Annotated in this window: 12 protein-coding genes; 11 read left to right on the top strand and 1 reads right to left on the bottom strand. The window is 65.3% G+C overall.

Annotated elements, in window-relative coordinates; all coding sequences use genetic code 11:
- Nucleotides 1-6 precede the first annotated feature (6 nt).
- A complete protein-coding gene (gene adhP / locus IOC82_RS14470) occupies nucleotides 7-1,041 on the bottom strand; it encodes an alcohol dehydrogenase AdhP (protein ID WP_290546912.1) in 1,035 nt (344 codons plus the stop codon).
- Nucleotides 1,042-1,115: 74 nt separating this feature from the next.
- Here adhP and IOC82_RS14465 point away from each other — a divergent pair, with 74 nt between their 5' ends.
- The 11 genes from IOC82_RS14465 (at nucleotide 1,116) to IOC82_RS14415 (ending at nucleotide 12,894) form a co-directional block, all read left to right on the top strand.
- Nucleotides 1,116-1,958, top strand: a complete 843-nt coding sequence (locus IOC82_RS14465; RefSeq protein ID WP_290546911.1) for a helix-turn-helix transcriptional regulator — start codon at nucleotides 1,116-1,118, stop codon at nucleotides 1,956-1,958.
- 14 nt (nucleotides 1,959-1,972) lie between these two features.
- Complete coding sequence (locus tag IOC82_RS14460) at nucleotides 1,973-3,157, top strand: PotD/PotF family extracellular solute-binding protein (protein WP_290546910.1); 1,185 nt, start codon at nucleotides 1,973-1,975, stop codon at nucleotides 3,155-3,157.
- A gap of 58 nt (nucleotides 3,158-3,215) precedes the next feature.
- Complete coding sequence (locus IOC82_RS14455; protein WP_290546909.1) at nucleotides 3,216-4,319, top strand: ABC transporter ATP-binding protein; 1,104 nt, start codon at nucleotides 3,216-3,218, stop codon at nucleotides 4,317-4,319.
- Between the two features lie 3 nt (nucleotides 4,320-4,322).
- Nucleotides 4,323-5,189, top strand: a complete 867-nt coding sequence (locus IOC82_RS14450) for an ABC transporter permease (RefSeq protein ID WP_290546908.1) — start codon at nucleotides 4,323-4,325, stop codon at nucleotides 5,187-5,189.
- The gene (locus IOC82_RS14445) at nucleotides 5,186-5,998 is read left to right on the top strand and encodes an ABC transporter permease (RefSeq protein WP_290546907.1); all 813 of its coding nucleotides are present in this window, start codon (nucleotides 5,186-5,188) and stop codon (nucleotides 5,996-5,998) included. The genes IOC82_RS14450 and IOC82_RS14445 overlap by 4 nt, the downstream gene beginning before the upstream one ends.
- Before the next feature lie 286 nt (nucleotides 5,999-6,284).
- Nucleotides 6,285-7,286: a Gfo/Idh/MocA family oxidoreductase gene (locus tag IOC82_RS14440; RefSeq protein ID WP_290546906.1), complete on the top strand. Its 1,002-nt coding sequence runs from the start codon at nucleotides 6,285-6,287 to the stop codon at nucleotides 7,284-7,286.
- Entirely contained in the window at nucleotides 7,286-8,869 is a 1,584-nt protein-coding gene (locus IOC82_RS14435; protein ID WP_290546905.1) for an acyl CoA:acetate/3-ketoacid CoA transferase, read from the top strand. The genes IOC82_RS14440 and IOC82_RS14435 overlap by 1 nt, the downstream gene beginning before the upstream one ends.
- Nucleotides 8,866-9,633, top strand: a complete 768-nt coding sequence (locus IOC82_RS14430) for an enoyl-CoA hydratase/isomerase family protein (RefSeq protein ID WP_290546904.1) — start codon at nucleotides 8,866-8,868, stop codon at nucleotides 9,631-9,633. Before IOC82_RS14435 ends, IOC82_RS14430 begins: the two co-directional genes overlap by 4 nt.
- A 220-nt stretch (nucleotides 9,634-9,853) precedes the next feature.
- Complete coding sequence (locus IOC82_RS14425) at nucleotides 9,854-11,047, top strand: ABC transporter substrate-binding protein (RefSeq protein WP_290547009.1); 1,194 nt, start codon at nucleotides 9,854-9,856, stop codon at nucleotides 11,045-11,047.
- Nucleotides 11,048-11,122: 75 nt separating this feature from the next.
- Nucleotides 11,123-12,016, top strand: coding sequence for a carbohydrate ABC transporter permease (locus IOC82_RS14420; RefSeq protein WP_290546903.1), 894 nt, complete (start codon nucleotides 11,123-11,125; stop codon nucleotides 12,014-12,016).
- A complete protein-coding gene (locus tag IOC82_RS14415; RefSeq protein ID WP_290546902.1) occupies nucleotides 12,016-12,894 on the top strand; it encodes a carbohydrate ABC transporter permease in 879 nt (292 codons plus the stop codon). The genes IOC82_RS14420 and IOC82_RS14415 overlap by 1 nt, the downstream gene beginning before the upstream one ends.
- Nucleotide 12,895: the final 1 nt, after the last annotated feature.

The following is a 12,895-nucleotide window of genomic DNA, read 5'->3' as shown; positions in this document are numbered from 1 at the left end:
AGGCGCTCAGGCGAGTTTCAGCACCACGCGGCCGACGATCCGGCCCTTGCGCATCTCGTCGAGCACGGCGTTGATCTGCTCCAGCTCAACTGTGCGGATCGTTGCCTTGACGAGGCCGTTAACGGCGAAGGCTATGGCCTCGTTGAGGTCCTGCCGCGTGCCGACGTTCGATCCCCTGACCGAGAGCTCCCAGTTGGTGATGGCGGAGATCGAGGCGCGGATCTCGTCCGACTTGCCGCCCGGAAGGCCAATATAGGCCACCGTGCCGCCGGGACGGAGAATCAGCACCGCCTGCTCGAAGGCCTTGCTGGCCACTGCGGTGACGACCGCCGCATGCGTGCCGCCGATCTTGTCCTGCATGAAGGCCACGGGATCGGTCTCCGCGCCATTCACCACGATCTCGGCGCCGAGCGACTTTGCCAGCTCCAGCTTCTCATTGGATACGTCCACCGCCGCCACGCGCAGCCCCATGGCGCGCGCATACTGGATGGCGATATGGCCCAAGCCCCCGATGCCGAGAATGGCCACCCACTGGCCGGGCCGCGCCCCCGTGCGCTTCAGGCCGCGATAGGTGGTCACACCGGCGCAGAGGATGGGCGCCATGCCATAGGGGTCAGTGCCTTCGGGGAGCCGGCCCACATAGGCGGCCGGCGCCACGAGATATTCCGCATAGCCACCGGGTTTGGTATAGCCCGTGGCCTCGGCTGACTTGCAGATGGTCTCCATGCCGGAGAGGCAGAATTCGCACTGTCCGCAGGCGGAATACATCCACGGCACGCCCACCTCGTCGCCCACCTTGAAGCCGGTGACGCCGGGGCCAAGTTTCGCCACCTTGCCCGCCACCTCATGGCCGGGGATCAGTGGGATTGCCGGCGGCGGCGTCCAGTCGCCATCCACCGCATGGAGGTCGCTGTGGCACACGCCGCAGGCCGTCACCTTGATAAGCAGGTCACCATGGCCCGGCACCGGCACCGGCACCTGCTCGATCTTCAGGGGCGTCCTCAGTTCATGGAGAACGGCGGCCTTCATCGTCTGCGTCATGGTCATCCCTCAATTGCGGTTCGGGCGCGAGGATAGATTTCGGCCACGGGATGTGGCCATATCCCCAAAGGATGATGACCCACACCGCCCCCAAGCTGCGCCTGCTCGAGCAGTGGAGCCGCGCCATTGCCGAAATCGCCGCTGCCCAGCGGGCGCCCTCTTTCGTTCCCGCGCTGCTGGCCAGCGTGAGGCGCCTCGTCGACTTCGACTTCGTAATGGTCTTCGCCTATGCCGGCACGGCGCGCCCGCTGACCCTGGCCGACACGCTGGACGGGCCCCGCCACCGCATCATCGCCGAGGATTATGCCGACGGGCCCTTCCTGCTCGATCCCTTCTTCCGCCTCGTCGAGGAGGGCCGCCGCGACGGCTGTTATCGGCTGCACGACGTGGCGCCCGATCATTTCCGGCGCAGCGAATACTTCCGCATCCATTACGGCCGCACCGGCATCGGCGAGGAAATCGGCGTGTTCTTCGATATCGGCGGTGGCCTCACCGGCGTCACCTCTTTCGGCCGCTGGGACTCTTCCCCGCCCATCACCCGCTCCGATCTCGAGATCCTGCGCGCGCTGGAGCCCGCCATTGGCGCCCTCTGTGCGGGCCATTGGTCCAACCTGCACGCGCGCCGGGAACAGTCGCAGCCGCGCACCGCGCATCCCGCCTTCGAAAGCCTGACGTTACGTGAACGCGAGATCGTCACCATGGTGCTGCGCGGGCATTCGACCGAGTCGATTGCCATGCAGCTGGCGATCAGCCCGGGCACGGTGAAGATCCACCGCAAGAACATCTACCGCAAGCTGAAGGTTTCCACCCAGGCGGAGCTTTTCGCCGCCTTCCTGGGCCTGTCGCCGGAGCCCTATTCCCCAAGGGATATGGCCGAAGCCGCGCAAATCCCACAGCATCGGCGCACATCACGATAACCGGAGGAACACTCATGTCGAAGACCTGGTACAGCGACCTGCCGCAATACTATCAGCGCCAGATCAGGGCCATGGGCCTTGACGAGGCAGGGCTCAACCGCCGCCGCCTGCTGAAGGGCATGGCCGGTGCCGCGGGCGTCGCCGTGCTCGCCCGCATGAGCGCGCGCCAGGCGCAGGCCGCCACGCAGATGACCTACATGTGCTGGGAAGGCTACAACGACCCGCGCATCATCGATCCCTTCAACAAGGCTAATGACACCGAGATCAGCTTTGACCTGATCGTCGACAGCCCCGGCGGCTTCGCCAAGCTGCAGGCCGGCGCCTCGCGCGAAGTCGACATCGTGTCGAGCGACATGCCGTGGATCACCCGCATGGGCCCCGCGGGCCTCGCCATGGAGCTCAACCCCGACGACTACAAGGACGTCTACGCCGACTTCTACGACCAGTTCAAACCGCCCTTCGAGCCCCTGATGAACGACGGCAAGACCATAGGCGTGGCAACGCGCTGGGGCTGGGTCGGCCCCTGTATCAACACCGACGTGACCAAGCCCGAAGTGTGGAAGACCTATGACGCTGTCTTCGACCCCGCCAACAAGGACAAGATCTGCGTCATGGACTGGGGCGACTGGCCCATCCTGCCCATGGCGCTGCATGCCGGCATCAATCCTTACGAGCCGCTGGACGAGAAGCAGCTCAACGAAGTGCGCCTGGTGCTGCGCGCCATGTTCAAGAACACCCGCACGCTGGTGGGCGACCTGACGCAGGCGCAGAAGGGCCTGCTCGACGGGTCGCTGCTGGGCTGCATCGGGGCCGGTTCCTACCTCACCTCGGCCGTTCGCAAGCAGGGCCACAAGAATATCATGGCCATCGTGCCGGAGCCGAAGAACGGCCTGAAGCAGGGCATCATCTGGGTCGAGGCCACCGCCGTGCTGAAGGAGACGGACCAGCCGGAGCTCTCCCAGAATCTGCTGAAGCACGTCGTCTCCAAGGATGCCGCGCATATCCTGGCGCTGCTTGATTCCACCTGCAACGTCGTCACCAACAAGGCCGTCGAATCCGTCTTCACGCCGGAGGAGAAGGACATCCTGCAGATGGACTATATGTGGCACGCCTACGATAATTCGCAGATGCATCGCATCGCGCCCAACATCGACGAGATGCTGGCGATCTGGCAGGAAGAACTCGCCGCCGCGCAGTGACGTCTTAACGGGCCGGACATGCTGCCCCATGCCCGGCCCTTCTCTTTTCCGGAAGACAATGACCGACGGCCCCATCCTTTCCATCACCGGCGTCCACAAGTCCTACGGCGCCTATCCGGCGCTGAAGGGCGTGTCGCTCGATGTGCGGCCCGGCGAGTTCATCGCGCTCGTCGGCCCTTCGGGCTGCGGCAAGACCACACTCTTGAAGCAAATCGCCGGCTTCGAGGACACGACCTCAGGCACGATCCGCATCGAGGGGCAGGACATGGCGGGCGTTCCCGCAGCGCTGCGCCCCACCTCCATGGTGTTTCAGAAGCTGGCGCTGTTCCCGCACATGACGGTGGCCCAGAACATCGGCTTCCCTCTGAAGCTGCGCAAGGTCGAACCCAGGGCAATCGCCACCCAGGTGGAGGAGATGATCCGCCTCATGGAGCTGAAGCCCGAATATCTGACGCGCTATCCGCGCGCACTCTCGGGCGGCGAGCAGCAGCGCGTGGCGCTGGCCCGCTCGATGATTTCCTCGCCCAAGCTGCTCCTCCTCGACGAGCCGCTCTCGGCCCTCGACGTGAAGCTCAAGAAGGTGCTGCAGGCGGAGCTGAAGCGGCTGCACCGCTCGGTGGGCGTCACCTTCGTGCACGTGACGCATGATCTGGAAGAGGCCATGATGCTGGCCGACCGCATCTGCGTGATGCGCGCCGGAAAGATCCTGCAGCTGGGCGAGCCCGCCGACATCTATTACCGCCCGGCGGATCCCTTCGTCGCCGGCTTCATCGGCGAAACCAACCTGATGCCCATCACCGTCACCGGCCGCAACGCCGATCGCGTCACCTACACCAGCAGCGAGATCGCCGATGCGCAGGCAAGCCTGCCAGCATCGCTCGTTGCCGCCGATGTGGGGCAGGGGGCAGCGCTGATGAATGTGCGCCCCGAGCTCATCCGCCGCTGCGACAAGGACGCGGACGTCGACTGCAAGCTTCCCGCCACCGTCACCGAGGTCTTCACCAAGGGCGGAACGGTGCAGTACCGCGCGCGCAGCCGCCAAGGCCATGAACTCGCCATCGAAATCCAGGGCGCCTCTCACCTGCCGATGCAGCTGGGCGAGGACGTGTGGCTCGGCTGGTCCAAGAAGGAGATCTGGGTCCTGAAGCCGGGCGAGGCGTGAGCCATGGACATGGAGGTCTCCCGCAGCTGGCGTGACCCGGAGCTCTGGGTGAAGGCGCTGCCGAGCGTCATCCTGCAGACAACCTGCTTCCTGGCGCCGCTGGTGATGACCTTCGTCCTCACCTTTCAGAAGACTCAGAACTTCCAGCTCAACTGGACCTGGAACCTCGCCACCTGGACGGACGTGTTCTCCAAGCCGCATTACTGGACCATCCTCGGCCATACGCTGGTCATGGCGGTGGCCTGCGTCGCCGTCTGCATCGTCATCGCCCTCCCCATCGCCTATGGGCTGGCCACGCGCTTCAAGCGGCTCGACAGCGAAATCAAGGTGCTCATCACCTTCGCCTTCATCACGGACGCCACGCTGAAGACCTTCGGCTGGGTGCTGTTCCTCGACAAGAAGGGCGCGGCGAATTACCTTCTGATGCAGATGGGCTTCCCGCCGGAAACGGTGGCCTTCCTTTTCACCGACTGGGCCACGCTGTTAGGGATGGTCTACAACCTCCTGCCATTCGCCATCTTCACCATCTACCTCTCGATCGACAACATCGACCGCTCGCTCATCCTCGCGGCTTATGATGCCGGCGCGGGCAAGTTCCGCGCCTTCTGGGAGGTGACGCTGCCGCTGTCGCGGCCCGGCATCTGGGCCGGCAGCGTGCTGATCTTCCTGTTGGGTGTCGGCGTCTTCCTCGAGCCCAAGGTGCTGGGCGGCGGCAAATCGCCCATGTCGGCGGAGCTGATCCGCCAGACCTTCGAGACGCGCGTCAACTGGCCCTTGGGGGCTGCGCTCACGCTGGTGCTGATGGCCGTTGCCATCTTCGTCGTTCTGCTGTTCAGCCGTGTCGCCGGCATGCGGAAGGCCGGCCAATGAACCACCGCTTTGAAAGCGCACTCGCCAACGTCATCCTCTATGGCGCGATGGCCGCGGTGCTGGTGTTCTTCTACATCCCCATCTTCACGCTCATCGCCTTCTCCTTCCAGGAGGGGCGCTTCCTCACGCTGCCCTTCGATGGCGTGTCGCTCAAATGGTATGGCGCGCTGTTCAAGTCCGGCCCGGCGCTCACGGCACTGTGGAATTCCACCATCATCGCCGCCTTTGCCACCGTCATCGCCACCAGCATCGGCGCCATGGCGGCCATCGTCGCGGTGCGTTACCGCTTCACCGGCAAGCGCGCCTTCCAGGGGCTGGCGGGGGCGCCGCTGGCCTTCCCGCAGCTCCTCCTCGGCATCGTGCTGCTGCTGTGGTTCTCGGTCTTGGGCCGCTGGTTCGGCTTCAACACGGGGCTGGTCACCGCCATCATCGGCCACATCGTCTACATCGCACCCTTCGCCATGGTCATCGTGGCGGTGCAGGTCTATAATTTCGATCCCGTGCTGGAGGATGCCGCGCGCGACTGCGGCGCCTCCACCTGGGAGGTCTACCGCCACGTGACCATCCCGCTGCTCTGGCCCGGCATCTTCTCCGCCGCGATCTTCGCCTTCCTGCTGAGCTGGGGCAATTTCTATATCACCTACAGCCTCGCGGGCTCGACGCGGACCATCCCCACCTTCATCTTCTCCGGCATCGCGGTCGGCTCCTCGCCCCTTTATCCGGCCATCGCCACGGTGGTGTTCATCCCGGGCATCCTGCTGGTCGTCCTCGCAAACCGTTTCCGCCCGAAGGCGGCTGCCACGGCCTGACGGTCTTTGCCCATTGCCAGTCGCCGGTGCGCATTGTGCGAACATATCCAATCGCTTGCCAAGCGAAGGTTGCGCCCGGGTCACGGGTTCAAAGGCCGGCGTGGCGTTCCGCCCTCACGTGCAGAGGCGCTTGAGGGTCCGTTGCGCAAGCACAACCGGCCCTGCCATCGGACATTAACGGACGAAGCCCTGTCAGATCACAAGCCCATTGACTCCCTCCGGAACGTTCCAGTATTGATCGGAACGTTCCAATGGAACGATACATCATTCGCCAGAGGAGGCCGTGGTGAATTGGTTGCTCGTCGGTGCCAGTACGATTGCGGCGGAATACATGATCCCGGCCATGCGGGCCCAGCCCGGTGGCTCCGTGGCGCATGTGGTGAGCGGAACGGCGGAGCGGGCTGGGGAATTTGCGGCGCGCCACCGGATCCCGTCATGGGGCACCAGTCTTGAGGCGGCCCTGGCGGCGCCGGGGATCGACGCGGTCTATATCTCCTCGACCAACGAGAAGCATCATCCGCAGGCCATGGGCGCCATCGCCGCCGGCAAACACGTGCTGTGCGAGAAGCCGCTGGGCATGAGCCTGGCCGAGGCATCCGGGATGGTGCGCGCGGCGGAAGCCCGCGGCGTGGTTTTCGCCACCAACCATCACCTGCGCTGCGCTGGCAGCCACCGCGCCATCCGCGCGCTTGTCGCCGATGGGCGCGTGGGCAAGGTGCTGTCGATGCGCGTGCACCACGCGGTTTACCTGCCGCCCCATCTTCAGGGCTGGCGGCTGAACGATCCCGCCGCGGGCGGTGGCGTCATCCCGGACATCACCGTGCATGATGCAGATACGGTGCGCTTTCATCTGGGCGAAGATCCGGTTGATGTCGTCGCACAGATGACGCAGTCGGGCCTCGGCCAGGGGGTGGAGGATAGCTGCATGTCGGTTTGGTCGACCCCGTCAGGCGTGCAGGTCTTCGCGCATGACAGCTTCACCCACCGCCATGCCGGCTGCGGGCTGGAGATCCACGGCGCCGAAGGCTCGATCTTCGGCCGGGGCATCATGACCCAGAAGCCCGTTGGCGAGGTGGAACTCGTCACCGCAGAGGGCCGTGAGCGCGTGTCCTATCCGGCTTACGATCTCTACACGCAAGGCATTGCCGATTTTGAGGCGGCGGTGGCCGGCAAGGGCCGCCCTGCGGCCGATGGCGCGGATGGCGTCAAGTCGCTGACCATCGCCCTTGCGGTGCGCGAGGCGGCCCGCAGCGGCGCCCGCCAGCGCATCGATTACGGGGGCTTCTGATGGGCAAGCTCGTCTCGCCGCCTGAGGCCGCGGCCCGCATCAAGGATGGCGCGGTGGTCACCGTCTCGTCCTCCTCCGCGTTGGGCTGCCCGGACCGGGTGCTGCAAGCGATCGGCGAGCGCTTCCGCGACACCGGGCATCCGCGCAACATCACCACCATCCATCCCATCGCGGCGGGTGATATGTATGGCGTCAAGGGCATGGACCACATCGCGCAGGAGGGCCTGCTCGCCCGCGTCATCGCCGGGTCCTATCCCTCGGGCCCGTCCAACCTGCCCATGCCGGCGATCTGGAAGATGATCGTCGAGGACGCGATCCCCGCCTATAACGTACCCTCCGGCATCCTCTTCGATATGCACCGCGACGCCGCCGCGCGGCGCCCCGGCGTGCTCACCAAGGTCGGGCTCGAAACCTTCGTCGACCCTATGCGTGAAGGCTGCGCCATGAACGCCAAGGGCGCAGCCGCCCCCATCGTGCGGCGCGCCGAGTTCGGCGGCGAGACCTGGCTGCACTTCCCCAATATCGTGCCCGACGTCTGCATTCTGCGCGCCACCACGGCGGATGAGCGCGGCAACCTCACCTATGAGCATGAAGGCGCCTATCTGGGCGGCCTCGAACAGGCCATCGCCACGCGTAACCATGGCGGCCTCGTCATCGCCCAGGTCAAGCGCATGACGGCCCATGGCTCGCTCCGTCCGCACAATGTGCGGGTCCCCGGTCACCTCGTCGATCTTGTGGTGCTCGACCCCGGGCAGAAGCAGACCACCGAAACGCCCTATGACCCTGCCATTTCGGGCGAGGTGATGCGCCCCTGGGCGAGCTTCGCGCCCGCTCCCCACGGCATCGAGAAGGTGATCGCGCGCCGCGCCGCCATGGAGCTGCGCGACGGCATGACAGCGAATTTGGGCTTCGGCATCTCCGCCATGGTGCCTTACGTGCTGCTTGAGGAAGGCCACGCCCAGTCCGTCACCTGGGCCATCGAGCAGGGGGCTGTCGGCGGCATGCCGCTCACCGGCTTCGCCTTCGGCTGCTCGTCCAACGCCGATGCCTATGTGCCGTCACCCAACCAGTTCACTTACTTTCAGGGGGGCGGCTTCGACATGTCCTTCCTGTCTTTCCTAGAGGTCGACGTGGAGGGCAACGTCAATGTCTCGAAGCTCGGCAAGAAGCCCTATCTCACCGCCGGCTGTGGCGGCTTCGTTGACATCACGGCGCATGCCCGCAAGATCGTGTTCTCCGGCTGGTTCGAGGCCGGCGCCGAGATCGAACTGGGTGCCGGCGGCGTGAAGGTGCTGAAGCCCGGCAAGTTCACCAAGATGGTGGATAAGGTGGAGCACGTCACCTTCTCCGGCGCGCGTGCCCGCTCGCAGGCGCAGGAGGTGCTCTATGTCACCGAGCGCTGCGTTATAGCGCTCCGGCCCGAAGGGCTCGTGGCTGTCGAGATCATGCCCGGTATCGACCCCGCACGTGACATTGCAGCGGCGAGCCTGGGCCGCGTGGGAATCGCCGCCAACGCGCGCGAAATGCCCCGCGCCCTGCTGGCCGAAGGGCCTATGGGCTGGTCGCCGGGGAGCCGCGCATGAGCGCTGTTCATCTCGATCATGAAGGCCCCTTGGCCATTCTCCGGCTGGACAATCCGGCCAAGCTCAATTCGCTGACGCCTGAGATGCTCTCAGGCCTCGAGGCCCATTGCAATGCGCTGGACAAGGACGATGCGCTGCGTTGCGTGCTGCTCACAGCGGAGGGTAACCGCGCCTTCTGCACGGGGGCGGACATCAATGCCTGGGGCGGCCTGCCGCCGGCTAATTTCGCCCGCCGCTGGGTGCGCGACGGGCACCGCATTCTTGACCGGCTGGCCAGGCTCTCGAAGCCCACCATCGCCGTGCTCAATGGCCATGCCTTCGGCGGCGGCCTGGAGCTTGCCACCGCCTGCGACATCCGGGTGATGGCGCCCAATGCCACGCTGGCGCTGCCGGAAACCGGAGTGGGCATCGTTCCCGGCTGGTCCGGCACGCAGCGCCTGATGCGCCTGCTGCCGGAGCCGGTGGTGAAGGAGATGGCGCTTTTCGGCCGCAGGCTCACAGCGGGGCGCGCCCTGGCGCTGGGTTTCGTGGCCGAAGTGGCGGATGATCCGCTCAGCGCCGCGCGGGCTCTTGCCGGGCGCCTGCTCGCCACATCGCCGCGCGCCACCGAGGTCGCCAAGTACATGATCCATGCCGCCGCGGGCGAAGATGCGCCCGCCATGGTGGAGGCCCTTGCCAGCGGCATGATCGCTGCCAGCGCCGACAAGCAGGAGGGTGTTGCCGCCTTCCGCGCCAAGCGCAAGCCGAATTTTTCCGGAGCGTGAATGCCAAACTTGTGCAAGCATTCAGGCGACCGCTTTTGGAATTCCCCGTGGTTCGAGGCCTTACAAGGCGGAGGCGGGAACCACGGGTGAAGACGTGCCGGCCCCGCCGGGCACGTGGGGGCGGCGAACCACTTTCTGCGCAAACACATGGGAGGATCCAATGCGTGGTATTGTTGCAAAGGCGCTTACGGCCGTGGCCATCACCGCCCTTTCGGCGGGCATGGCCAAGGCTGCCGACGTGGAAGTTCTGCACTGGTGGACGTCGGGCGGCGAGGCCGCGGCCCTCAACGTCCTGAAGGAAGACCTCAAGAGCAAGGGTATTGGCTGGGTTGACATGCCGGTGGCTGGCGGCGGCGGCGAGGCCGCAATGACAGCGCTGCGCGCCCGCGTCACGGCAGGCAACCCGCCCACGGCCGTGCAGATGCTGGGCTTCGACATCCAGGACTGGGCCCAGCAGGGGGCGCTCGGCAATCTCGACGCCGTGGCCACCGCCGAAGGCTGGGACAAGGTGGTGCCCGCCGCGTTGCAGCGCTTCTCCAAGTATGACGGGCACTGGATCGCGGCGCCCGTCAACGTCCACTCCACCAACTGGATCTGGATCAGCAAGGACGCGCTCGACAAGGCCGGCGGCAAGGCGCCGCAGAACTGGGACGATCTCGTCGTGGTGCTCGACAAGATGAAGGCCAACGGCATCACGCCCTTGGCGCATGGCGGCCAGCCCTGGCAGGAAGCCACCATCTTCGACGGCGTCGTGCTGTCGGAAGGCAATGACTTCTACAAGAAGGCCTTTATCGACCTCGATCCGGAGGCCCTGGGCGGCAAGCAGATGGCGGATGCCTTCGACCGCCTGATGAAGCTGCGCACCTATGTCGACGACAACTTCTCCGGCCGCGACTGGAACCTCGCTTCAGCCATGGTCATCAATGGCCAGGCCGGCATGCAGATCATGGGCGACTGGGCCAAGGGCGAGTTCCTCAAAGCCGGCAAGAAGCCGGGCGTGGACTTCGTCTGTATCCGCTTTCCCGGCACGCAAGGCTCGGTGACCTTCAACTCCGACCAGTTCGCCATGTTCAACGTGCAGGGCGACGACAAGCAGAAGGCCCAGGCGCAGATGGCCTCCTCGATCGAGAGCCCGAAGTTCCAGTCGGCCTTCAACGTGGTCAAGGGCTCGGTTCCCGCCCGCACCGACGTGCCGGACACCGACTTCGACGATTGCGGCAAGAAGGGCATCAAGGACCTGGCGGAAGCCAACACCAACGGCACGCTGTTCGGCTCCATGGCGCATGGCCATGCCGCTCCCGCCGCCGTGAAGAACGCCGTCTATGACGTTGTCACCGGCGCCTTCAACGGCAAGTACAAGGACGGCACGGAAGCCGCCCAGGCGCTGGCCAGCGCGGTGGCCGCCGCCAAGTAAGCACGCCGGCGGGGCGGCAACGGCGCCGCCCCGCCGCTTCTTTCCGTCCCGCGTCCCGCCCGAGGATCAAGAGTCATGCGCCCAGCCACCGACGCCGATTTCCGCACCCGCCTTCAGGACTGGCTGCCGAAGCTCGTGCTGGCGCCGTCCTTCGCGGCAACGCTGCTCTTCGTCTACGGCTTCATCGTCTTCACGGCGGTCCTGTCCTTCACCGGCTCCAAGATGCTGCCGCTCTACACCTTCGTTGGGCTCGAGAACTACCGAAAGCTCTGGGCTCTGGAGCACTGGCACACGGCGCTCGTCAACATCGCTATCTTCGCCTCCTGCTACATCGTCATCTGCACCGCGGTGGGGCTGATGCTGGCCATCTTCCTCGACCAGAAAATCAGGGGTGAGGGCATGCTGCGCCCGATCTACCTTTATCCCATGGCGCTGTCCTTCATCGTCACCGGCACGGCGTGGAAATGGTTCCTCGACCCCGGCATCGGGCTGGAGAAAACCATGCGCCTCTGGGGCTGGGAGAGTTTCTCCTTCACCTGGATCAAGGACAGCAACATGGCAATCTACACCATCGTTATCGCCGCCGTATGGCAAACCAGCGGCTTCGTGATGGCCATGTTCCTCGCGGGCCTCCGCGGCATCGATAACGAGATCCTGAAGGCCGCGCAGATCGACGGCGCCACCTCCTTCCAGCTCTACCGCCGCATCGTCATCCCGCTCTTGAGGCCCGCCTTTCTCTCGGCCTTCGTCATCCTCAGCCACCTCGCCATCAAGTCCTATGACCTGGTTATTGCCCTGACCGGCGGCGGACCCGGCCGCGCCACCGAGCTTCCCGCCACCTTCATGTATTCCTACACCTTCACCCGCAACCAGATGGGCATCGGCGCCGCCTCGGCGGTGATGATGCTCATGGCGATTGCCGCCATCATGATCCCCTATCTCTACTCCGAGCTGAAGGAGAAGGCGTGATGTCCGCCGCCTCGCAGGAGACCGCTGTTTCGGCCGGCCGCGTCACGCGCGCGTTCATCTATCTCGTGCTGCTGCTCTTCGCGCTTTACTATTTGCTGCCGCTCTATGTCATGGCCGTGAACTCGGTGAAGCCGTTGCCCGAAATCACCGGCGGCAACATGATGTCCCTGCCGCGGACATTCACCATCGAACCGTGGCTCTCCGCCTGGTCCACCGCCCAGATCGGGGTGGAGCCAACGGGTCTCAAGCCCTATTTCATCAACTCGATCCTCATGGTGGCGCCGGCGGTGGCGATCTCCACCATTCTGGGGGCGCTCAACGGCTATGTGCTGACCAAGTGGCGCTTCAAATATGATGGCATCGTCTTCGGGCTCCTGCTGTTCTCCTGCTTCATCCCGTTCCAGATCGTGCTCATCCCCATGGCGGTGGTGCTGGGCAAGCTCGGCCTCGCGGGTTCGGTGCCGGGCCTCGTCCTCGTCCACGTGGTCTATGGGCTGGGCTTCACCACGCTCTACTACCGCAACTACTACGCCGCCTTCCCCACCGAGCTGGTGCGCGCCGCGATGATCGACGGGGCGGGCTTCTTCCGCATCTTCTGGCGCATCCTGCTGCCGGTCTCGGGGCCCATCACCGTGGTGTCGGTGATCTGGCAGTTCACCAATATCTGGAACGACTTTCTGTTCGGCGTCTCGTTCGGCGGCACGCGCCAGCCGATGACGGTGGCGCTCAACAATCTCGTCCAGTCCTCCACCGGCGTTAAGGAATACAACGTGCATTTCGCCGGCGCCATCCTGGCGGCGCTTCCCACGCTTTTGGTCTACATCGTCGCCGGCCGCTACTTCGTGCGCGGTCTCATGGCGGGTTCAGTGAAGGGATAAG

The organism is Aestuariivirga sp., assembly GCF_020252395.1.
In the GTDB taxonomy this organism is placed as follows: Bacteria; Pseudomonadota; Alphaproteobacteria; order Rhizobiales; family Aestuariivirgaceae; genus Aestuariivirga.
The sequence above is the reverse complement of the archived record's forward strand: the minus strand, read 5'-3'. Positions and strand labels throughout refer to the sequence as shown.